22 protein-coding genes are annotated in these 19,915 nt (G+C 72.8%); 14 read left to right on the top strand and 8 right to left on the bottom strand.

What is annotated here, in order from left to right; translation table 11 throughout:
• Positions 1-605: 605 nt before the first annotated feature.
• Complete coding sequence (locus tag AC3WLN_RS12965; protein ID WP_492481767.1) at positions 606-1,601, top strand: hypothetical protein; 996 nt, start codon at positions 606-608, stop codon at positions 1,599-1,601.
• A gap of 58 nt (positions 1,602-1,659) precedes the next feature.
• Here AC3WLN_RS12965 and AC3WLN_RS12960 read toward each other — a convergent pair whose 3' ends face one another.
• Positions 1,660-2,565: a ketopantoate reductase family protein gene (locus AC3WLN_RS12960; RefSeq protein ID WP_492481765.1), complete on the bottom strand. Its 906-nt coding sequence runs from the start codon at positions 2,563-2,565 to the stop codon at positions 1,660-1,662.
• 347 nt (positions 2,566-2,912) lie between these two features.
• On the opposite strand from AC3WLN_RS12960, the gene AC3WLN_RS12955 reads away from it, so the two are divergent.
• The 8 genes from AC3WLN_RS12955 (at position 2,913) to AC3WLN_RS12920 (ending at position 6,767) form a co-directional block, all read left to right on the top strand.
• Positions 2,913-3,437 (top strand): Hsp20 family protein, encoded by a 525-nt coding sequence (locus tag AC3WLN_RS12955; protein WP_492481763.1) that lies wholly within the window; start codon positions 2,913-2,915, stop codon positions 3,435-3,437.
• A 95-nt stretch (positions 3,438-3,532) separates the two neighbouring features.
• The gene (locus tag AC3WLN_RS12950; protein ID WP_492481761.1) at positions 3,533-4,054 is read left to right on the top strand and encodes an Hsp20/alpha crystallin family protein; all 522 of its coding nucleotides are present in this window, start codon (positions 3,533-3,535) and stop codon (positions 4,052-4,054) included.
• A gap of 103 nt (positions 4,055-4,157) precedes the next feature.
• A complete protein-coding gene (locus AC3WLN_RS12945) occupies positions 4,158-4,547 on the top strand; it encodes a hypothetical protein (protein ID WP_492481759.1) in 390 nt (129 codons plus the stop codon).
• A gap of 14 nt (positions 4,548-4,561) precedes the next feature.
• On the top strand, positions 4,562-4,936 hold the full coding sequence (locus AC3WLN_RS12940) for a hypothetical protein (protein WP_492481757.1): 375 nt from the start codon (positions 4,562-4,564) through the stop codon (positions 4,934-4,936).
• Positions 4,937-4,954: 18 nt separating this feature from the next.
• Positions 4,955-5,344: a hypothetical protein gene (locus tag AC3WLN_RS12935; protein ID WP_492481755.1), complete on the top strand. Its 390-nt coding sequence runs from the start codon at positions 4,955-4,957 to the stop codon at positions 5,342-5,344.
• Positions 5,345-5,452: 108 nt separating this feature from the next.
• Entirely contained in the window at positions 5,453-5,851 is a 399-nt protein-coding gene (locus AC3WLN_RS12930; protein ID WP_492481753.1) for an SPW repeat domain-containing protein, read from the top strand.
• Complete coding sequence (locus AC3WLN_RS12925) at positions 5,845-6,117, top strand: hypothetical protein (protein ID WP_492481751.1); 273 nt, start codon at positions 5,845-5,847, stop codon at positions 6,115-6,117. Before AC3WLN_RS12930 ends, AC3WLN_RS12925 begins: the two co-directional genes overlap by 7 nt.
• A gap of 170 nt (positions 6,118-6,287) precedes the next feature.
• Positions 6,288-6,767 (top strand): phosphate-starvation-inducible PsiE family protein, encoded by a 480-nt coding sequence (locus AC3WLN_RS12920; protein WP_492481775.1) that lies wholly within the window; start codon positions 6,288-6,290, stop codon positions 6,765-6,767.
• Between the two features lie 39 nt (positions 6,768-6,806).
• Here AC3WLN_RS12920 and AC3WLN_RS12915 read toward each other — a convergent pair whose 3' ends face one another.
• Positions 6,807-7,187: a hypothetical protein gene (locus tag AC3WLN_RS12915; RefSeq protein WP_492481749.1), complete on the bottom strand. Its 381-nt coding sequence runs from the start codon at positions 7,185-7,187 to the stop codon at positions 6,807-6,809.
• A 120-nt stretch (positions 7,188-7,307) separates the two neighbouring features.
• Positions 7,308-7,721, bottom strand: coding sequence for a DUF1236 domain-containing protein (locus AC3WLN_RS12910; protein ID WP_492481747.1), 414 nt, complete (start codon positions 7,719-7,721; stop codon positions 7,308-7,310).
• Positions 7,722-7,919: 198 nt separating this feature from the next.
• On the opposite strand from AC3WLN_RS12910, the gene AC3WLN_RS12905 reads away from it, so the two are divergent.
• Both AC3WLN_RS12905 and AC3WLN_RS12900 read left to right on the top strand, forming a co-directional pair.
• On the top strand, positions 7,920-8,540 hold the full coding sequence (locus AC3WLN_RS12905; RefSeq protein ID WP_492481745.1) for a pyridoxamine 5'-phosphate oxidase family protein: 621 nt from the start codon (positions 7,920-7,922) through the stop codon (positions 8,538-8,540).
• Positions 8,541-8,760: 220 nt separating this feature from the next.
• Positions 8,761-11,439, top strand: coding sequence for an MGH1-like glycoside hydrolase domain-containing protein (locus AC3WLN_RS12900; protein WP_492481743.1), 2,679 nt, complete (start codon positions 8,761-8,763; stop codon positions 11,437-11,439).
• On the opposite strand, the gene AC3WLN_RS12895 is transcribed toward AC3WLN_RS12900, so the two are convergent.
• From AC3WLN_RS12895 to AC3WLN_RS12875, 5 genes are all read right to left on the bottom strand, one after another.
• Positions 11,436-12,218: an ABC transporter ATP-binding protein gene (locus tag AC3WLN_RS12895; protein ID WP_492481741.1), complete on the bottom strand. Its 783-nt coding sequence runs from the start codon at positions 12,216-12,218 to the stop codon at positions 11,436-11,438. The two genes, AC3WLN_RS12900 and AC3WLN_RS12895, sit on opposite strands and share 4 nt — an antisense overlap.
• Positions 12,212-13,282 carry an ABC transporter permease gene (locus tag AC3WLN_RS12890; RefSeq protein ID WP_492481739.1) on the bottom strand — a complete coding sequence of 357 codons (1,071 nt, stop codon included), beginning with the start codon at positions 13,280-13,282 and terminating at the stop codon, positions 12,212-12,214. Before AC3WLN_RS12890 ends, AC3WLN_RS12895 begins: the two co-directional genes overlap by 7 nt.
• An 11-nt stretch (positions 13,283-13,293) precedes the next feature.
• Positions 13,294-14,367 carry an ABC transporter substrate-binding protein gene (locus tag AC3WLN_RS12885; protein ID WP_492481738.1) on the bottom strand — a complete coding sequence of 358 codons (1,074 nt, stop codon included), beginning with the start codon at positions 14,365-14,367 and terminating at the stop codon, positions 13,294-13,296.
• A 71-nt stretch (positions 14,368-14,438) separates the two neighbouring features.
• On the bottom strand, positions 14,439-14,708 hold the full coding sequence (locus tag AC3WLN_RS12880; protein ID WP_492481736.1) for a hypothetical protein: 270 nt from the start codon (positions 14,706-14,708) through the stop codon (positions 14,439-14,441).
• A gap of 237 nt (positions 14,709-14,945) precedes the next feature.
• Positions 14,946-16,331: an FAD/NAD(P)-binding protein gene (locus AC3WLN_RS12875; protein WP_492481734.1), complete on the bottom strand. Its 1,386-nt coding sequence runs from the start codon at positions 16,329-16,331 to the stop codon at positions 14,946-14,948.
• Between the two features lie 336 nt (positions 16,332-16,667).
• On the opposite strand from AC3WLN_RS12875, the gene AC3WLN_RS12870 reads away from it, so the two are divergent.
• From AC3WLN_RS12870 to AC3WLN_RS12860, 3 genes are read left to right on the top strand one after another with little or no spacing between them, the layout of a single operon-like run.
• Complete coding sequence (locus tag AC3WLN_RS12870; RefSeq protein WP_492481732.1) at positions 16,668-17,810, top strand: acyl-CoA dehydrogenase family protein; 1,143 nt, start codon at positions 16,668-16,670, stop codon at positions 17,808-17,810.
• Positions 17,811-17,852: 42 nt separating this feature from the next.
• Positions 17,853-18,956: an LLM class flavin-dependent oxidoreductase gene (locus AC3WLN_RS12865; RefSeq protein WP_492481730.1), complete on the top strand. Its 1,104-nt coding sequence runs from the start codon at positions 17,853-17,855 to the stop codon at positions 18,954-18,956.
• Positions 18,956-19,897, top strand: a complete 942-nt coding sequence (locus AC3WLN_RS12860; RefSeq protein WP_492481728.1) for an ABC transporter substrate-binding protein — start codon at positions 18,956-18,958, stop codon at positions 19,895-19,897. Before AC3WLN_RS12865 ends, AC3WLN_RS12860 begins: the two co-directional genes overlap by 1 nt.
• The last annotated feature ends 18 nt before the right edge of the window (positions 19,898-19,915 follow it).

The raw sequence follows: 19,915 nt of genomic DNA, 5'->3' as shown, positions 1-19,915 counted from the left end.
GACCGTAGCTCTTCTTGTAGAACTTCCTGTTGAACAGGACGGTCTTGCGAATTAAGCGGATATGTCGCTGAAAAGCTTTCCTCTTTCGCAGGAATTTCATGCCGATCCAAACCATGCCATGGGAAGCGAGACGCCGAGGCTCGGGATGTCGTCTCATCGAAAAACGCCCGGAGACCTTCCCGGCATCCGCCGGATCGGACGAAGGCTGACTGTGTTGCTCAGGGCCCTGTGCCGGGCATGGCCCTGATAGCACTCGGCCTTTGCCGGCGGCAATGCTTCGTGGACCGGGCGCCATGCCGCCAATCGGAATTCGCAGCCTGTATCCGGTTCTCGTCCGGCGGTCGACGCCATGATTTTGTGGTCTCAGGCGCTTCCGTCGTGGCGAATGTCGCACATCTTCGTTAGCTCGACCCGTGTCGGTGTGCGATGGGTTCCAGTAGATCTGCACCCCAGATCGGCCGGTTCGGTTTCGTGGTTGCCACTCCGCGATTGATGGACGTCGAATGAAAGCAATCTACACGGCGCGTGGCGATGGCCTCGGCACGCGGATGCTCTCGGCACTGTATGCCCGCATCCTGGCGCAGCAGCTCGGCCTGCCGCTCAAGGTGATCTGGTCGCCGCTGGGCGGCGCGAGCCTCTATGCCGATTACGAGCTGATGCACCCTCGGTTTCTGCTCGAGATCTTCGCCGATCGGTCGATGTTCACAGACCCCGATCCGGATTTGCGCGGAGAGATCCTGACGAGCGAGGAGGCCGCGCATGTGAGGCTTCGAAGCTTGTATCATTCCATGAACGCGCTCTCGGATCTGAGCCGGCAGGATCTGCCTGCGGCGCTCGATGAGGGCGAGGACCCGCTCTACGACTTTCCAGGGCCGCTCCTCGGCTTCATGGCCGCCGAGACCGATCTGGGCAGCGCCCTGGAAGCCGCGTGGTCGCGGGTGAACTGGAGCGCGCCCGTCCGTGACGCCGTCGCAACCGTCGGCAGGCGCATCGACCTCCCGACCTGCACCGCAGTTCACGTTCGCCGCGGCGACATTCTCGATGTCGTCAACCGCGGCGACCTGGAGCATCTCGTCAATGACGGGATGATGCAGATCCTGCAGCGCTACACGCCCCTGAGTGCCTTCTTCCGGCAGATCGACACGTCGATGCAGGGAGGCGACATCCTGGTCTGCACGGAGGACGAGGCGGTGGTGCGTCGATTCAGTGATCGGTATGGACGGGCGCGCGTCGCCTCCAGCATCGGGCTCGATCTGACTGAGAATCAGCGGGCGGCCACCGATCTCCTCCTGCTCTCGAAGGCTCGGCAGATCTTCGCGCCGGCCGTCAGCTACTTCTCGCACTGCGCCGCGGCCGTGAGCGGGGCCCGTCTCACGAACACGGCCTGGGAGCTTGGGGCCAGCCTCGACGAGATCCTGGCCTTCATCGATCGCAGCGACGCCACGCGGGTGCGGCAGGTCTCCGCCATCGCCTATGCCGCCGCGAGCCGCCTGGTCGCCGCGCAGGACCCGAGCCTCGCGGGACGCTTCCGGGCCCAGGCTCTGACCTTTGACGAGGGACTGTCCCGCCGCGTTCTGGGCGAGCACGAACCAGCGGCTTGAGCCGGTACGCCGTGCCCTCGTCCGCGCTGACGACCGGTCCGATGGGTTCCGGTGCGGCTCAAGGTCCTCCAAGCGCGCCCCGCGCCTCGGCCGCCCGAACCAGCGCGGTCAGCGTATGATTGACCGGCGTGGCGAGGCCGGCTGCCTGGCCTTTTCGCAGGATGAACCCGTTGAGATGGGCGATCTCGCTGGGCCTGCCCCGCGCCAGATCCTGGGCGGTCGAGGAGAGCTGGTCCGGCATGGTCGCCGCGAGGGCCAGGACCTGGGACAGGATGTCGGGCGGCACCGTGATGTCGGAGACCTCGGCGACGGCGACGCATTCGGCCACGAGGTCCGTCATCACGGCCTCGATGCCGGGCACGGCGAGCAGGCGGCCGTAGGGCAGCTGCGTGATCGCCGAGAGGGCGTTGTAGGCGCAGTTGACGATCAGCTTGCCCCAGAGGGCGTCGAGGGCGCGCTCGGAGACCTTCGTCGGGATGCCGGCGGCGGCGAACAGGGCGGCCACCGCCTCGCTGCGGGGAAACGGACCCATCACCAGGTCGCCGCGGCCGTAATGGCGGACATGGCCGGGTCCCGGCATCCCGGTGGCGACGTAGACGGCCACCGGAACCACTGGCCGGCCGAGCACCGCCTGCAGCCGCTCTGGATTGTCGACCCCGTTCTGGAAGCTCAGCACCGCCGCGTCCGGCGCCAGGAAGGGGGCGATCGCCCGGCCGACCGACTCGGTGTCGCCGGACTTGACGCAGACCAGCACCAGATCGGCGCCGGCCACCCCCGATGCCTCGGTCGTGGCCCGCAGGGGCACGGCTTGCCGACCGGTCGCGGTCTCCAGGAGAAGGCCGCGCGCCTGGATCGCGTCCACGTGGACCGCCCGTCCGACCAGGGTGACCGCGGCCCCGGCGCGCGCCAGCAGCCCGCCATAATAGCACCCGACCGACCCCGCCCCCATCACGGCGACCTTCATCCCGTCGTCTCCCTGCGTTCGATCCGGCAGCGAAGGCTTAAGGGAGGGCGATGCCCGCGGCCAGCGCGCCCCCCCCTGCCCGTTTCCCGCGGCCGGCGCCCGGGCGGCCGTTCTGCCCGCGCGGACATCGCCAGGACGACGGACAGAACCAGGACGACGGACGGAAGAGGTCGCACCGGGACGGGCAGCCCGACCGGAGCAGGCTCGGCCAAAAAAGTCGGTTCCGGCAGGAACCCCGCCCATGCGTCCGCGTTACGCGCGTGCGAGGCTCGAAGGCTCGCGATCAGGGCGCCGGTCCACGGGGCCGGCGTCCCTCGTCATCACGTTGCTCAACGGAGGATGTGGTCATGAGGACGTACGATGTGTCCCCCCTGTTCCGGTCCTCGGTCGGTTTCGACCGGCTGTTCGACCTGCTGACCCAGGCCGAGCGTGTGGAAGCCTCCACCGCTTGGCCGCCCTACAACATCGAGAAGGCGGCCGAGGACAGCTATCGCATCACCATGGCGGTGGCCGGCTTCACGCCGGACGAGATCGACCTCGTCCAGCACGACACCACCCTGCTGGTCACGGGCCAGAAGAAGGCCCCGGAGGGCGAGCGCCAGTACCTGCACCGGGGCATCGCCGCCCGGTCGTTCCGCCAGACCTTCAACCTGGCCGAACACGTCACCGTGCTGGGTGCCGCCCTGGAGAACGGCCTGCTCACGGTCGAGCTCAAGCGCGAGGTGCCCGAGGCCCTGAAGCCGCGCCGCATCGCGATCGGCTCGCCGCAGGGCCCGGTCGGACAGGACAATGCGCCCGCGCGAACCGTGGCGGCGCCGTCCGGCGAGTCCGAGGCCATCCGGTACGGGGCCGGGCAGTCCGAGGCCGCCTGAGCGGACGGACCGGCCCCCTTCACCCCTGAGCTCCTGCGCGGACCATCGGGTCCGCCGGGGTCGAACCAACGTCAACCATGCTGATGGAGAGAGCCATGAGTGTGAGAGATCTGCTTCCCTGGAACCGCAACGCGGGCGCCGCCGTGCCGGGCCCGATGCGCTCCGAACCGCTGAGCCCGTTCCTGACGCTCCACCGCGAGATGAACCGGCTGTTCGACGACGTCTTCACCGGCCTGAACGGCGTGCCCGCCCTCGGCCGGGCCGGCACCGGCTGGCCCAGCGTCGAGGTCGTGGAGACGGATCAGGGCCTGCGGGTGTCGGCCGAGCTGCCCGGCCTCGACGAGAGCGACGTCGAGGTGCTGATCGAGGACGGCGTCCTCACCCTGCGCGGCGAGAAGCGCTCGGAGACGAGCGACACGGCCCGCGGCTACACCGAGCGGTCCTACGGCCGCTTCGAGCGGACGATCGCGCTGCCTTTCGCCGTCGAGGAGGACAAGGCGCACGCCACCTTCCGGAACGGGCTGCTCAGCGTGACGCTGCCCCGCTCGGCCCAGGCTCCGGCCTCGGCGCGCCGCATCGCGATCAGCGGCGGCACGCCCGGCGAGACGGCCCACTGACGGGCACCCGGAACGCCTGACGCGGCGGGCGCGGACCCTGGGGGTCGCGCCCGCCGATCCAGCACGGACCGAATGATCCCTCGCTCACGAAGAGGAGGATGTGATGCACCTGTCGGACACCCCCATCGAGCGCCTCGGCCCCCTCGCCTCGGCCACTCTCCGGGCGACGGCCGTCGAGCCTTTCGAAGCCTTCGTCGCGCCGGGCGACGTCTTCCGGCATCCGCGCGAGGTGCTGGCCTATCCCGGCCTGTCGCTCGCCGAGAAGCGGGCCATCCTGGCCTCCTGGGCCTCGGATTCCCGCGCCGTCGAATCCTGCCCGGCCCTGCGCTGCCTCGAGGGTTGCCGGGCCGAGCCGGTTCCCCTCGACGCGGTGCTGGCCGCGCTCCAGGCCCTGGACGCGGTGCCGGCGATCCCCTCCGTCCCGCCCGTGATCCTGGCGGATCGGGCGGCGCGGTCCCCCGGCGACCCGCCGCCGCCGGACGGCCTCAACTGAGCGGGAGGCGCGGCATGCCGAACCTCGCGCGCAGACCATGGCCTCTCCGGCTCGGGTCCCCTCGACCGGACGGGCGCCGGGGGAAGACCGGGGCGCCGGCCGCGGCCGACGCCGCGCGGCTCGGCGACGGCCTCCTCACGACGGGCCTCTGCGTCGGGCTCGCCGCACGCCTGCCGGCCGCACTGACGGGGCCGGTCCTGGCGGCCCTGCTCGGCGCCGCCGGCGGGCTCTGGCTCGCCGTGGCCCTCACGGGCGACGAGGCGCGCTGCGATTCGCGTCGCGCCACGGCCTCGGCGGCGGCCACCCGGGCGGTGACGGCCTGGGACATGGCCCTGGTCTTCCTCGCCGCCGGCGCCGCCGTGCGGACGGCCGCCCTCCCCTGGCCCTGACGGCGGCGGGAGACGGCCATGATCACGGTCGTGAGCAACCTCGAACGCGTGGTGCGGTACCGAACGCCCCGGCTTGCCGTCGTCGCCGGCCCCGGGCGCCGCGATCCGGACTGGGAGCGGGCGCTCCTCAACCCGGCCGCGGTGTTCGGCACCGTGCGGGCGGTCCTCGATCACCCGCGCATGACGCGCGGCGTCAAGCGGGAGATCCTGCGGCGCTGGGCCTGGGACGAGTACCTCAAGGAGCTGGCCGCCTCCGAGGGCATGGCGGAGGGGGAGCCCTCGCGCCTCGACGAGGTCCGGGCCGCGCTGCTCGGGCTCGATGCGGTCCGGCCGCCGCGGCCGTCGGCCCCCGCGGCGGCGATCCCGTGCCCGCTCCCGCGCGCGGCGGAGGAAAGCCTCGCCGCCTGACGTCACCGGCGCAGCCGGACCGCCTCGGACAGGTGCCGCTCGGGCCTGTCCGCCCGGCTCGCCGAACCAACGGGACGACCTTTGCTTCTCGGAAGGAGGGTCACGACGATGAGAGGCACCCCACACGACAATCCGACCCGGTTCGGCCTTCTCTGCGCGGGGCTCGGCGCCCTGCTCCTGCTCTCGCCCGCGATCCTGGGGGCGCACGCCCTTCCGGAGGCCGGCCGAGACCCGCCGGGGCTGTGGAGCGCCGCGTTCGCCGGCGCCCTGCTGGTCCGGCTCGGCCTCTCGGCCGCCCTGCGGTTCCGCCCCTGGAAGGCCCGGGCCATGATCGCGGTGGGCGCCTGGCTCGTGGGTGCTCCCTGGCTGCCGCCCTTCGGGCAGGCGGCCGGCCCGACGCTCCTGCACGCGGCACTGGGTCTCGCCGTGCTGGTCCTCGGTGTCGCCAGCCTCCGACCCCGGGCCGGCGGCGGCTGGCCCTGGCAGCGGAGGACGGAGCCATGCTGACGGCCTTCGTCCTCGCCGCCACGGCCTCGGGCGGCCTCACCGTGCTGTCGGCGCCTCTGCCGTTCCGGGCACTGAGCGCGTGCCGCTATCCACCCCCGCGCGAGCGGCCCCGGGGCTCCGTCGCCCGCGCGGGCGCCGCGCCGATCGAGGGCGTCCGCCCCGGCATCACCGGGCCGGTACCGAACCCGAATGCGTCCGCCGGGATTTCGGCGGCGCTGCGCCCGGGGGATCGGGTCCCGCGCGGCTGCACCGGCCGGGCTGCATGATGGGCGCAGAAAAATCCCCGGAAGGAAAATCCGCAGCAGAGACATCCCCAGCAGAGACATCCCCAGACAGTCCAGCCGGGAGTTCGACCGTGGACCCATCCGCATCGGAAGCCGGCGGCGCGCCGGAGCGCCGGCCCCTCGGGCGCCACATCTCGGCCGCCTTCGACACGCTGCGGGAGACGCGCCGGGCCTGGCCGGGCCTCAGCCTCTACGAGCGCTTCGAGGAGGTCGTCGTAGTCGGGCTCACCGCCCTGATCGCGCTGATCATCGTCGCGGCGATGGTCAATCTCTGCTTCCGGGTGATTCTACTGCTGGTGTTCGGCCTGCTCGACCCGGCCGAGCACAGCGTGTTCCAGGCCGTGTTCGGCATGATCTTCACGGTGCTGATCGCCCTCGAGTTCAACCACTCGATCCTGAGCGTGCTACATCGTCAGGAGAGCATCATCCAGCTCCGCACGGTCATCCTGATCGCGCTGCTGGCGCTCGCCCGCAAGTTCATCATCCTGGACGCCAGCAAGACGGAGCCCCTGACCGTGCTCGGCCTCGCCGCCGCCGTCCTCGCCCTCGGGGCCGTGCACTGGCTCGTGCGCGACCAGGACCGCAAGGACGGCCGGACCGCCCTTCGGGCGACGAAGCCCGGCGAGGTTTGAGCCGCCGGCCCGCGTCATCGGGGCCGGCGGCGCGGCGCGTCAATCGTAGGGGTCGTAGGCCGGTCCGTCGCCGTAGCCCACCGGGCGCGGGCCGAAGCGGCGGAGGCCGTAGACGCCCTCGCGCTCCACCACCACGTCGCGGATCACGGGCCGGGGCCGGTACACCACCGGCGGCTCCTCGATCACCTCGCGCACGAACCGGCGCGGCGGCACCACGGGACGCTCGACGATGACCTCGCGGACGATGTCGCGGGGCGGGACGACGACGCGCCGCTCCACCACCGTGCGGCGGGTCACCACCGTCTCGGGTTCGTCGTAGGCGTCGTAGCCGTAATCGGCCGCCCGGGCGGAAGAGGGCCCCAGGAACGCGCCGGAGATCAGTCCGGCAGCGGCGAGCCCGGCCAATGCGATCTGTCTCATGCTCTCGAATCCTCATCGTCGTCGAACAGGGCCGCGCAGGGCAACCATGCCCGACAACGCCGAGGGGCGGCGTTTGGTCGATTCTCCGCCCGATCGCGGCGCCGATCGGTCGACCACCTCTCAGTCGATCACCTCGACCACCCGCCGGGTGCCCGGCTCGACCAGCACCGGGTGGTCGTTGACGATGGTGTAGTTGTAGCCCTTGAGGGCGAATTCCGAGGGGACGTCGTAATAGACCACGCCGTCCTCGGGCAGCACCGCGCCGACCCGGACGGTGCCCTGATAGGCGTAGGACGGGCGCCGCTCGGCGCTGGCATAGATCCGGAAGCGCTCGCGCCGGTCGACGCCGAGGATGCCGTTGGCCGTGCCGACGGCGGCGCCGATCGCGCCGCCCACCACCGCGCCCAGGGGCCCGGCCGCCAGCTCGCCCCGGGCAGCCCCTTCCTGCGCGCCCTGGACGAGGCCCTGCGCCTGGGCGGCGCCGAGACCGGCCAGGACGAGGGCCGAGGCGGCGGCGAGAATCTTGAGGGTCATGGGGACGGCTCTCCGGTCGGACTGAAGCGTGGCTGTGAGGGGGCAACGCGGATCGTCGCCACTAGTGCCGCCGCGCGGCCGACGATGGCCGCCCGTGGCGCGGCGGACACAGCGGCGTCACGGGGCTCGGTCATGGCTTGGCCGAAGCGGGAACGGGTTCGGTTCCTGCCGGGACCCATCAGGCTGGGAGGAGAACCGATGGCGGCCGTCGAGACGATCGAGGCGCTGGAGCGCATCTACGGAGATGTCGGCGCCGTCGGCGAGTCCGCGACGGCCAAGGTCGCCGACCACGTCACCCCGGATTACGCGCGCTTCATCGCGGCGGCCCCCTTCCTCGCCCTCGCGACCGTCGGCCCGGAGGGGCTGGACTGCTCGCCGCGCGGCGACGTCCCGGGCTTCGTGCGGGTCGCCGACCCGCGCACGCTCGTCCTGCCGGACCGGCGCGGCAACAACCGGATCGACAGCCTGCGTAACGTGGTGCGCGACCCGCGGGTCGGGCTGATGTTCCTCATCCCAGGCATCGGCAACGCGCTGCGCGTCAACGGCCGGGCGGTGATCGAGGACGACCCGGCCCTGCTCGCCGGCCTGTCCGTCGACGGCAAGGCGCCGCGCACCGCCCTGGTGGTCCGCGTGGGCGAGGTCTATTTCCAGTGCGCCCGCGCGCTGATCCGGTCCGGCCTGTGGCGCCCGGAGAGCCGGGTCGATCCCCGATTCCTGCCGAGCCCCGGCCGAATCCTGGCTGGGCTGAGCGAGGGCCGCCTCGGCGGCGAGGCCTACGACGCGGCCTGGGCCGAGCGGGCCCGCCAGACGATGTGGTGAGCGCCCCGGCGCGGTCCGCATCCGGCACGGATGCGAATTCGCACCGCCCCCTGGCCGGCTTGGCGCTGATGATGCATCTGAGCCGCCTTTCGTCCCGCAGGCCCCCGGACCCGATGACCGCCTTCCCACCTCGTCCCCGCGCCGTTTCGGCCGCCCGCCCTGCCCCGTTCCGGACCGGGACGGCGCCGGCGCGGCGAACCCGCGGCGTCGGGAGGCCGGCATGAGCGAGCTCGACGGCTGGGCGGAGCGGCGCCGCATCGCCGAACAGGGGCGCGGCGAGCGGCCCTGGTCCCTCTGGGGGCCGTATCTGAGCGAGCGCCAGTGGGGCACGGTGCGGGAGGATTACAGCCGCGACGGCAATGCCTGGCGCTCGCTGCCCCACGACGAGGCGCGCTCGCGGGCCTATCGCTGGGGCGAGGACGGGCTCGCCGGCCTCTGCGACGAGCGCGGGCAGATGTGCCTCGCCCTCGCCCTCTGGAACGGGCGCGACCACATCCTGAAGGAGCGGCTGTTCGGCCTCGCCAACGAGGAGGGCAACCACGGCGAGGACGTCAAGGAGGTCTACCACTACCTCGACGCGGTCCCGAGCCACTCCTACCTCAAGTTCCTCTACCGCTATCCCCAGGGGGCCTATCCCTACGACGACCTCGTGCGCGAGGGCCTGCGGCGCGGCCGCGACCAGCCGGAATACGAGATCGAGGACACGGGGCTGTTCGCCGAGAACCGCTTCTTCGACGTCACCGTGGAATACGCCAAGGAGGACGTGGAGGACATCCACGTGGTGATCACGGCGGTGAACCGCGGCCCCGAGACCGCCGACCTGCACATCGTCCCGCAGCTCTGGTTCCGCAACACCTGGTCGTGGCGCGAGGAGGGCGCACAGAGCCGCCCGAGCCTCACCCTGCGCCACGACGGCGGCATCGCCTGCGACCATCCCCGCCTCGGGCCCTACCGGCTCAGCTTCGACGGCTATCCCGATCCGCTCTTCTGCGAGAACGACACCAACCTGCGCCTGCACGGCTGGGAGCCCGACGCCCCCGGCCCGTTCAAGGACGGCCTGCACGCGGCGATCGTCGACGGCGACGACGGCGCCGTGCGGCGCGATGCCGGCACCAAGGTCGGGCTGCACTACTTCCGCCAGCTCGAGCCGGGGGAGACCACCCGGGTCACCCTGCGCCTCTCGGCCGGCGCGCGCCTGCGCCCGGTGGACCGCGAGGGCACCATCGTCCACCGCCGCATCGCCGAGGCGGACGCCTTCTACGAGGCCCTGCAGGACGGCATCGGGGACGCCGATTCCCGCGCCATCTACCGGCAGGCCGCCGCCGGCCTGATCTGGTCGAAGCAGCTCTACGCCTACGACGTCCGGCTCTGGCTCAAGGGCGACCCGCTCCAGCCTGTCCCGCCGAGGGAGCGCGACGGCGGCCGCAACGCGCATTGGCGCCACTTCGCGGCGGCCGACGTGCTCTCGATGCCGGACACCTGGGAATATCCCTGGTTCGCCGCCTGGGACCTCGCCTTCCACTGCCTGCCGCTCGCGCTGCTCGACCCGGACTTCGCCAAGAAGCAGCTCCTGCTCCTCACCCGCGAATGGTACATGCACCCCAACGGCCAGCTGCCGGCCTACGAGTGGGAGTTCGGCGACGCCAACCCGCCGGTCCATGCCTGGGCCACCTACCGGGTCTTCGAGATCGACCGCGACCGGCGCGGCGGGCGCGGCGACCTCGCCTTCCTGGAGGGCGTGTTCCACAAGCTCCTGATCAACTTCACCTGGTGGGTGAACCGCAAGGACGCGGAGGGCCGCAACGTCTTCCAGGGCGGCTTCCTCGGCCTCGACAATGTCGGGGTGTTCGACCGCTCGCGCCCGCCGCCGGGCTTCGGCCGCATCCACCAGGCCGACGGCACCGCCTGGATGGCGATGTACGCCCTCAACATGATGCGCATCGCCCTCGAGCTGGCGCTGCACAACGACGTCTACGAGAGCACCGCCTCGAAGTTCTTCGAGCACTTCCTCCTCATCGCCGAGGCGATGACCGACATGGGCGGCGAGGGCTTCGGCCTCTGGGACGAGGAGGACGAGTTCTACTACGACGAGGTCGACATCCCGGGCGGCGGCATGCTGCCCCTGCGGGTCCGCTCGGTGGTGGGGCTGGTGCCGCTCTTCGCCGTCGAGGTGATCGAGCCCTGGGTGCTCCAGCGCCTGCCCGATTTCGCCCGGCGCCTGAACTGGCTCCTGGAGAACCGCCCCCACCTCGCCTGCCTGGTCTCGCGCTGGGACGAGGGCGGCGTGCAGGACCGCAAGCTCCTGTCGCTGCTGCGCGGCCACCGGATGAAGGCGCTCCTGCGCCGGATGCTCGACGAGGCCGAGTTCCTCTCGGCCCACGGCATCCGCTCCCTGTCGAAGGCGCACCGGGACCAGCCCTATGCGCTCAACGAGTTCGGGGCCTCCTTCACGGTCCGCTACGACCCGGCCGATTCCACCTCGAACATGTTCGGCGGCAACTCGAACTGGCGCGGGCCGGTCTGGATGCCGATGAACTACCTCATCATCGAGGCCCTGCGCCGCTTCCACACCTATTACGGCGACGACTTCCTGGTGGAGTACCCCACCGGCTCGGGCGACCACCTCACCCTCGCGGCCATCGCGGACGCCCTGGAGGACCGGCTGATCGCCCTCTTCGCCAAGGACGCGGAGGGCCGCCGCCCGATCTTCGGCGACCGCCCGCCGATCCCGCCGGCCCCCGGCGCCGAGGAGGCGCTGCTGTTCCACGAGTTTTTCGACGGCGACACCGGCCGCGGCCTCGGCGCCTCGCACCAGACGGGCTGGACCGCGCTGATCCTGAACCTGCTGCACACCCGCGCCCGGCGGTCCCCCGCCCCGCCCTCCGGAGACCCGTCCTAGGCGTCGTGCCCGAGGATCGCCAGGATCTCCCGGCGCCGGCGGATCAGGTCGGGATCGTCCCGGTGACGCGGATAGGGCGCGTCGTTGGCGATGTCGGCGCGGATGCGCGCCGGCCGGTCGCTGAGGACGACGACCCGCTGGGCGAGCACCAGCGCCTCCTCCACGTCGTGGGTGACGAGGATGGCGGTCAGCCCGGTCTCCTGCCAGAGGCGGACGAGCTCGCCCTGCAGGGTCAGGCGGGTCAGGGCGTCGAGCTTGCCCAGGGGCTCGTCGAGGAGGAGCAGGCGCGGATCGTTGACCAGCGCCCGGGCCAGGGCCGTGCGCTGGGCCATGCCGCCGGAGAGCTGGTGCGGATAGGCCTCGGCGAAGCCCGAAAGGCCGACGCGGGCCAGCGCGGCGTCGACCCGGTGGCGGTTGTGGCGCAGCAGGCCGCGGGCCTCGAGGCCGAGCGACACGTTCCCCCGCACGGTCCGCCAGGGATAGAGCGTCGGGTCCTGGAAGACGAGGAGCCGGCTCGGATCGGGTCCGGTGATGGCCGCGCCGTCGAGGTCGAGGCGCCCGGCATCGGGCGGTTCGAGGCCGGCCGCGAGGCGCAGCAGGGTCGACTTCCCGCAGCCCGAGGGGCCCAGCAGCGCGACGAAGGCGCCGGGCTCGATCGTGAGGTCGATCCGGTCGAGGACGGGCAGCGGCGCGTCCTTGATCCGGAAGGCGTGGGAGACGCCGCGGATGTCGAGCGCCGCGCCGCGGGGCGTCGCGTGCGCAAGCGGGGCGGCTACCATTGGACGAGGCCTTTCTGCCACGACAGCACCCGGTCGCGCAGGCGGAACAGCAGGGTGATGAGGCTGGAGCACATCAGCGCCATGGCGATGAGCGCGGCGTACATGTTGGCGTAGGCCGCCCAGCCCTGCGCCCATTGCAGGTACCAGCCGAGGCCGGACTTCACGCCGAGCATCTCGGCCACGACCAGCACGGCGAAGGAGGCCCCGAGCCCCATGAACAGCCCGACGAAGACGTGCGGCAGGGCCGCCGGGATCGCCACCTTGCGGATCAGGAAGCTCTGCGACGCGCCGAGGGTGCGGGCGACGTCGTAATAGGATCTGTTGGCCGCCGCGATCCCCGACCAGGTCAGGACCGTGACCGGGAAGCCCGTGGCCAGGGCCACCAGGAAGGTCGAGGCCGACCAGGACGAGGGGAATACGAAGAAGGCCAGGGGCAGCCAGGCGGTGGCCGGCAGCGGGCCGACGAAGCGCAGGATGGGATGCACCCAGTAGCCGGCTCTGCGCGACCAGCCCACCGCGACGCCGAGGGCGAAGCCCGCCAGCGCCCCGAGCAGGTAGCCCCCCGCCAGGAGCTTCAGCGAGGCCAGGATGCTGCCGCCGAGCTTCGGCCAGTCCTCCAGGAAGACTTCGAGGATCGCCTGGGGCGGTGGAAAGAACGGCATCGGCAGGAGCGCGTACTTCGCCGTGACGAGCTCCCAGGCGATCAGGCCGAGGCCGAGCACCAGGAGCCACGGCCCCCAATGCCCGAGGCGTGCGCCGGGGCGCCCGAGCCGGGTCCGGACGAGACCGGCCAGGATCAGGACGCCGCCGAGGGCGGCGGCGCCCTGGGCGAAGACCGCCGTGTAGGGGAAGTCCCCGTCCTCGGGCAGGCCGACGCTGACCGCCGCGACGCTGAGCCAGGCGGCTCCGGCGGCGACCAGACCCCACCCGATCGCGCCGCTGCGGCGCAGGCCCGCGGCCGCATCGCCGATGCGCGGCCGGGCCGGGTTCTTCGCGGCACGAGGGGCGGCGGCCGGCCCGGCGGGGTCGCGGCGCGGGAGGGCGTTCGAGAGGGCGCTCGTCATGCTCGCGCCCCTCAGCTCAGCACGTCGGCATAGACGCGCTCGGCGAACTTCGCCGTGTCGGTGCTCCGGCGCAGGACGTTCACGCGCTTCAGTTCGTCGCCGTAGAGGGCGATCTCCTGCTTCAGCGTGGCGCCCACCGGGGCATGGCCGTGGGTGTGGCTGCGCAGCATCGCCGCCAGGTCCGCCACGGAGCCCTTGCCGCCATAGTTCGAGAAAACGCGGGCGGCCTCCTCCGGATCGGCATGGACCCGATGGCCGCCGGCCAGCACCGCGCGGGTGAGCGCGGTGGCGACGGCCCGGTCGTTGCGGATCAGGCTGCCGCGCAGGGCCACGACGCAGCAGGAGCGGTTGGCGTAGATCCCGGTCAGGTTGGTGGCGACCTCCGTGAGGCGGGAATCCTTGAGCCAGATCCAGGTGCGCGGATCGGAATCGGCGAGCGCCTGGGCCTCACCCTTCTCCACCGCGAGGTTGAGGAGATCGGAGGGGTAGGGCCGCCACTCGACCTCGCGCTCCGGATCGATCCCGGCATCGGCGAGCAGCAGCGCGAAGAAGTTCTTGGCCGGGCTCGCGTGATCGCTGATCGCGATGGTCTTGCCCTTCAGGGAGGCGATGTCGCTGATGCCGGCGGACTTGGCGCCGAGCAGGCGCAGGCAGCCGCCGTGCAGGCCGGCGGTGATCTTTACGTCGAAGCCCTGCTCCAGGGGTTTCAGCCAGCGCAGGGCCATGCCGATGCCGGCATCGGCCTTCCCCGTGGCGATGGCCTCCAGCAGCGCCTCGGTCGAGCCGCCGAAATTGATGAATTCCACGTCGAGGCCGTGGGCGGCGAAGATCCCGCTCTCCTTGGCGACCGGCGCGGAGGCCGTGCAGATCGCGTTGGCGTTCCAGACCAGCTTGATCGGCCGCAGCGGGCCGGTCGCGGCGCTGGTCTCGGCCGCGGCCCGGCAGAGCGGCCCCGGATCGAAGGGCAGGCCGGGGCCGGGTCCCCAGGCTCGCCCCGCGCCGGAGGCGAGGCCCAAGGGCAGGGCCGCCGCGACCGAAGCGCCGGCGCGCAGCAGGCGGCGCCGGGACAGGAGGGCATGCGTCATCGTCGTCTCCGAGGCTCGCGGGAGCCCGATCCGTCAGGTTGGTCGGCAGGTCGGTCCGGGGGTGTGGGGCGTCAGCCGATGGGCTGGCTCAGGTAGGCCACCATCATCTCGGCCACGGCCCGGTCGGCATAATCCGACACGCTCTCGCGCCAGCCGACGGGGAAGGCCTCGACGACCCTGCGGCCGGCCAGGATCTCGGAGAGTTCGTCGGGCAGGAGCCCGTTCTCGATCGCCGCGGCGACGGCGGCCCGGCCGTAGCTGCGCCGGGCCTTGCGCGACCCGAGGAGGAGCGCGGGGCTCGCCGCCCCGGCCGGCTCAAAGGCTGTGGTGTGAAAGCTCATGGTCCTCGTCCCTGCCGAAAGATCTGCCTGTCTGCGTCGCGTCGCGTACGAGGCTCGGGCAACAGAGGGCGGGGCGGAGGGAGAGCTGCATCGGCTGGATCATCGGATCGTCTCCGGTCGGCGGCGTGCGGGGGCTGCCGATCATCTTGAGATTAGCCACATCGCACGGAAATGTGCTTCCAAAGATCAGTCGAAGGGGAGAGCGGCGTCGCGCCGAAGGGCGATTCGACGAAAGGCTCAAGCGGCGAGCCGGTCGCCCAGGTGGTCGGCCACCGCCCGGGCGAGGGGGCGGGCCGCGTCGCGGATGTCGGGCACCGCGATGCATTCCCAGACCACGCCGCGCAGCATCGGCCCGAAGGCCCAGATCGGCGATTCGCGCGGCGGGCCGGCGACCTGGCCGCCGGGGCTCGCCGCGATCCCGAGGCCGAACGGGCCGGGCCGGACGAGACCGCGGGCCAGCAGGTTGCGGATCAGCGGGTCGTCGGTCTCGGCGAGCCGGCTGAAGCCGGTGGCGTCGAGGATGCCCTGGGCGTCGATCCGCTCGCGCCCGCCGGTGCCGCGCGGGCGGAGCGTCACCACCGCCCCGTCCGGCCCGTCGTCGATGGCGAGGAGGCGCGCCGCCCGCACGACGAGGCCGCCGGCGCGGATCTCCGCCGCGACGGCCTCCGCCGCCGGGGGCGCCGTGCGGTGGCGATGCACGTCCCAGTAGGGGCGGACGTGGCGCAGGAGGCGCGCCTGCTCGGCCCGCGGCAGGCCGGTCCAGAGCGCATCGGTGATCGGCCGCAGGGCGTCGATGACCCCGCGCCAGTCCGCGCCGGCCGCGGCGGCCGCGGCCATCTCGCCCCGCACGGCGGCGACGAGCCTGCGCGCCGAGGCCCGGATCTCGGGGGTGAGGTCGGGGCGCCGGCCCGGCGGCACCGCCGCGTGGGGCTTCGGCAGCAGCCCCCGGCGGGACACGGCGATGATGCGCCCGGGAAAGCCCTGGCGGCGCAGGGCCGCCACCGAATCCATCATGGTCAGGCCGGTGCCGATCACCAGCACGTCGCGTCCCGGATCGAGGGCGCCGAAGGCCTCCGGGCGCCAGGGATCGAGCCGGTACCGGCTCGGCGCGACCGCCGGCCCCGGGAGGTTGCCCATTGCCAGGACGAGGCCCGCCACGAGCCGGGGCGGCACGCCGTCGCCGTGCAGCCGGAAGCCCTCCGGCACCGGCTCGACATCGACGATCCCGGTCCTGTCCGCGATGAGCCGGTCGCCGGCCTCGGCGCTGAGGCGCGCCCAGCGCTCAGCGAGGTAGCGGCCGTACAGCCCCCGCGAGGCGAAGGTGCCGGCCTCGGTCTCGCGCAGGCCGGTCCGCTCCACGGGGTCGAGGTCGGCCCGGGCCAGCCAGTCCGAGAACGCCTCCGGGCGTTCGGGGTCGGCGCTCATCTGGGCGGCGCGCAGGTTGAGGAGGTGGTCGGGGTTGCGGGTGGAATAGGCCAGCCCGAGGCCGAAGGCGTGGTCCCGCTCGTAGAGCGCGACCGGGCGCTCCGGCGGCAGGGCGCGCAGCAGCTGCTCCGCCGCCATCATGCCGCTGAAGCCGCCGCCGATGACCGCGATGGGCAGGGGCCGGGAGATCGTGGTCATGGGTCGGGGCTCCGGCGGGCGGGTCGGCCCGGCTCTTACGGATGTTCTTTATAGAGAACAAGACCGCGCAGATTTTCGAAACGGCGAGAGATGATGCCGGGCCGATCCGCAGATGTCGGTGCGTGTTTGGGCTTCTTGGAAGATCCCAGCGCAAGATCTTCTCGCATGTCCTGCATTCGGGAAAGGGTCTTCTGCGAGGGCGTGTTCTTAAAAACGAACGTTCTCGTTGACTCACGGCGGCGGGAGCCGGACGATGGTCGGGTGCGGCGGCCCCTGGCCGGGCCGCCCGAATCCCGCGCTCGCGCGCCCCGAACATCGCGAGTCCAGCCCCGCCCGATGCCATCCGCTTCCCCCACGCGTGACCCCGTTGCCGCCCTCGCCGCGCGCTTTGCCGAGCGGGCGGCGGAGTCCGACCGCACCGGGCAGTTCGCGCACGGCAACATCGCCGCATTGCGGAGCGCGGGGCTCCTGGGCCTGACCGTGCCGGAGCGGCTGGGCGGTGCCGGGGCCGGCCTCGGTCAGGCCGCTTCGACGGTTGGCGCCCTGGCGCAGGGCGACCCGTCGACGGCCCTGGTCCTGGCGATGCACCTCATCCAGCAGGCGCTGATCGCCCGGCCCGGATCGTGGCCCGCCGGCCTCGCGGACCGGGTCGGGCGGGCCGCCGTGGCGGACGGCGCCCTGATCAACGCCCTGCGGGTCGAGCCGGATCTCGGGACGCCGGCGCGCGGCGGCATCCCCGCGACGGTGGCGCGGGCGACCGCCGACGGGTGGCGTGTCAGCGGCCGCAAGATCTTCTCCACCGGCAGCCCCGCCCTCGCCTACGGCCTCGTCTTCGCCCGCACCGACGAGGCCGCGCCGCGCATCGGCAACCTCCTGGTGCCGATGGATGCGCCGGGCGTCCGCGTGGTCGAGAGCTGGGACCATCTGGGCCTGCGCGCCAGCGGCAGCCACGACGTGACCTTCGACGACGTGTGGGTGCCGCACGACCACGCGGTGGATCTGCGCGCCCCGGAGGGCTGGCGGGTGCCCGATCCGGACCAGCAGGCCTGGAACGGCGTGCTGATCGCCGCCCTCTACGACGGCGTCGCCCGGGCGGCCCAGGCCTGGCTCGTCGCCTTCGCCCAGGGTCGTCGTCCGGCGAGCCTCGGCGACAGCCTCGCCACCCTGCCCCGCTTCCAGGAGGCGGTCGGCGAGAACGCGCGGCTCCTGGCCCTCGACGCCCGCCTGATCCGCGCGCTCGCCGCGGAGACGGACCGGGGCGCCGCCCCCTCCCCCGAGGAATCCGGCTTCCTCAAGCTCACCGTGACCGAGAACGCGGTCGCGGTGGTGCAGCGGGCGGTGGAGCTGTCCGGCAATCCCGGCCTGTCCCGCGCCAACCCGCTGGAGCGGCACCTGCGCGACGTCCTGTGCGGGCGCATCCACTGGCCCCAGGGCGATGCCGTGCGAACGGCCGCCGGCCGGGCCGCGCTCTCCCTCTGACTCCGGCCTTCACGCCTCCGCCCCACGCCGCAAGGAGACCCCATGAGCTTCCTCAGCCCCGACGCCGTCGAGTTCATCGGCTTCGCCGCCCCGCGCCACCAGTCCGAGATCCACGCGCCCACCGGCCCGGCCATCGACCGGGACTATCTGCGCCTGCTCGCCCAGGCGCATGAATGGGGCGGGTTCGACCGCATCCTGGTGGCGTTCTACGCCACCGCGCCCGACGCGCTCCTGCTCTCGGCGCAGATCGCGGCGGTGACCGACCGCATCGGCCTGATGATCGCCCACCGCACCGGCTTCACTGCCCCGACGGTGGCCGCGCGCCAGTTCGCGACCCTCGACCAGCTCACCGGGGGGCGCGTCGCCATCCACGCCATCAGCGGCGGCGACGACCGCGAGCTCGCCCAGGACGGCGATCACCTGACCAAGGACGCGCGCTACGCCCGCACCGACGAGTTCCTGACGATCGCCCGGCAGGTCTGGACCGCCGCGAGCCCCTTCGACTTCGCCGGCGCGCATTACCGGGTCGACCGTGGCTTCTCCGAGGTGAAGCCGGTCGATCCGCGCGGCATCCCGGTCTATTTCGGCGGCGCTTCGCCGGCCGCCATCGCGGTGGCGGGCCGCCACGCCGACACCTACGCCCTCTGGGGCGAGAGCCTCGACCAGGTCCGCGAGGCGATTCGGCAGGTCCGTGCGGCGGCGGCCCCGCACGGGCGCGACCCGCGCTTCAGCCTGTCGTTCCGGCCGATCCTGGCCGAGACCGAGGAGGCCGCCTGGGCGCGGGCGGAGGACATCCTGGCCCGGACCCGCGCCACCCGGGCCGCGCAGGGGCTCGGGCCCGCGGCCACCCCGCAGAACGAGGGCTCGCGAAGGCTGCTGGCGGCGGCCGCGCAGGGCAACCGCCTCGACACCCGGCTCTACACCGCCATCGCGCGGGAGACCGGGGCGTCGGGCAACTCCACCGCGCTGGTCGGCACGCCCGAGCAGGTCGCCGAGGCCTTGCTCGCCTATCACGACCTCGGGGTGCGCACCTTCCTGATCCGCGGCTTCGACCCGCTGGAGGACGCTCTCGCGTATGGCCGCACCCTGATCCCGGCCTTCCACCGGCTCCTGGCCCGGCGCGGCACCCGGGCGGAGGCGGCGTGATGCGGTTCCCCCTCGCGGCCCTCGCGCTCCTCGCCCTCGCTGGGTTCGCCCGCGCCGACGAGACGGTTCTGCGCGTCGGCGACCAGCGCGGCAACGCCCGCGCGCTGATGGAGGCGGCCGGGGTGCTCTCCGACCTGCCCTACCGCCTCGACTGGAGCGAGTTCCCCGCCGCCGCTCCGCTGCTGGAGGCGCTCAATGCCGGGGCGATCGACGCCGGCGGGGTCGGCGACGCGCCCTTCACCTTCGCGGCCGCCGCCGGGGTGCCGGTCAAGGCGTTCCTGGCCTTCCGCAACCGGCAGGACGGCCTCGCCATCCTGGTCGCGCAGGACTCGCCGATCCGGTCCGTCGCGGACCTGAAGGGGAAGAGCATCGCCACCAACCGCGGCTCCATCGGCCACCAGGTCGTGCTGGCGGCGCTGGAGGAGGCGGGCCTGCCGGCCAGCGCCGTCACCCTGCGCTTCCTGCCGCCGGCGGACGCCAAGATCGCTCTCGCCAGCGGCAGCGTCGACGCCTGGGCGACCTGGGAGCCCTACACCTCCACCGCCGAGCTCGCCGGCCTCGCCCGGGTGGTCCGGGACGGCAACGGCATCACGCCGGGCCTCAGCTTCGCGGTGGCGAGCGAGGCGGCGCTGAAGACCAAGCGGGCGCAGCTCGCCGATTTCGGCCGGCGCCTCGTGGCTGCGCGGGACTGGGCCCTGAAGGACCCCGCCCCCTACGCCGCAATCTGGTCGAAGCTGATCGGCCTGCCCGAGGCGGTGCCCCTGCGCTGGTTCGCCCGGGCCCAGTACCGGGCCGTGCCGATCGACGACGCTGTGATCGCCGACGAGCAGCGCAACATCGACCTCTACGTGCGCGCCGGGCTGATCCCGCCGGCCCGCGCGCCGAAGGCCGAGGCGATCCTCGATCGCAGCTTCGAACCCGGCGCCGCCGCGGTACGATAGGCCGCGACCCAAAGCGCG

This window comes from Methylobacterium sp. FW306-05-D (assembly GCF_058782155.1).
Note: the sequence above shows the minus strand (reverse complement) of the source record. Positions and strands in the feature narration are given on the sequence as shown.

Bases quoted from the DNA above. Each gene is read 5' to 3' on its own strand.
- AC3WLN_RS12960 (WP_492481765.1), bottom strand. From the start codon at position 2,565: ATGAAGGTCGCCGTGATGGGGGCGGGGTCGGTCGGGTGCTATTATGGC.
- AC3WLN_RS12955 (WP_492481763.1), top strand. From the start codon at position 2,913: ATGAGGACGTACGATGTGTCCCCCCTGTTCCGGTCCTCGGTCGGTTTC.
- AC3WLN_RS12950 (WP_492481761.1), top strand. From the start codon at position 3,533: ATGAGTGTGAGAGATCTGCTTCCCTGGAACCGCAACGCGGGCGCCGCC.
- AC3WLN_RS12945 (WP_492481759.1), top strand. From the start codon at position 4,158: ATGCACCTGTCGGACACCCCCATCGAGCGCCTCGGCCCCCTCGCCTCG.
- AC3WLN_RS12940 (WP_492481757.1), top strand. From the start codon at position 4,562: ATGCCGAACCTCGCGCGCAGACCATGGCCTCTCCGGCTCGGGTCCCCT.
- AC3WLN_RS12935 (WP_492481755.1), top strand. From the start codon at position 4,955: ATGATCACGGTCGTGAGCAACCTCGAACGCGTGGTGCGGTACCGAACG.
- AC3WLN_RS12930 (WP_492481753.1), top strand. From the start codon at position 5,453: ATGAGAGGCACCCCACACGACAATCCGACCCGGTTCGGCCTTCTCTGC.
- AC3WLN_RS12925 (WP_492481751.1), top strand. From the start codon at position 5,845: ATGCTGACGGCCTTCGTCCTCGCCGCCACGGCCTCGGGCGGCCTCACC.
- AC3WLN_RS12915 (WP_492481749.1), bottom strand. From the start codon at position 7,187: ATGAGACAGATCGCATTGGCCGGGCTCGCCGCTGCCGGACTGATCTCC.
- AC3WLN_RS12910 (WP_492481747.1), bottom strand. From the start codon at position 7,721: ATGACCCTCAAGATTCTCGCCGCCGCCTCGGCCCTCGTCCTGGCCGGT.
- AC3WLN_RS12905 (WP_492481745.1), top strand. From the start codon at position 7,920: ATGGCGGCCGTCGAGACGATCGAGGCGCTGGAGCGCATCTACGGAGAT.
- AC3WLN_RS12900 (WP_492481743.1), top strand. From the start codon at position 8,761: ATGAGCGAGCTCGACGGCTGGGCGGAGCGGCGCCGCATCGCCGAACAG.
- AC3WLN_RS12895 (WP_492481741.1), bottom strand. From the start codon at position 12,218: ATGGTAGCCGCCCCGCTTGCGCACGCGACGCCCCGCGGCGCGGCGCTC.
- AC3WLN_RS12890 (WP_492481739.1), bottom strand. From the start codon at position 13,282: ATGACGAGCGCCCTCTCGAACGCCCTCCCGCGCCGCGACCCCGCCGGG.
- AC3WLN_RS12885 (WP_492481738.1), bottom strand. From the start codon at position 14,367: ATGACGCATGCCCTCCTGTCCCGGCGCCGCCTGCTGCGCGCCGGCGCT.
- AC3WLN_RS12880 (WP_492481736.1), bottom strand. From the start codon at position 14,708: ATGAGCTTTCACACCACAGCCTTTGAGCCGGCCGGGGCGGCGAGCCCC.
- AC3WLN_RS12875 (WP_492481734.1), bottom strand. From the start codon at position 16,331: ATGACCACGATCTCCCGGCCCCTGCCCATCGCGGTCATCGGCGGCGGC.
- AC3WLN_RS12870 (WP_492481732.1), top strand. From the start codon at position 16,668: ATGCCATCCGCTTCCCCCACGCGTGACCCCGTTGCCGCCCTCGCCGCG.
- AC3WLN_RS12865 (WP_492481730.1), top strand. From the start codon at position 17,853: ATGAGCTTCCTCAGCCCCGACGCCGTCGAGTTCATCGGCTTCGCCGCC.
- AC3WLN_RS12860 (WP_492481728.1), top strand. From the start codon at position 18,956: ATGCGGTTCCCCCTCGCGGCCCTCGCGCTCCTCGCCCTCGCTGGGTTC.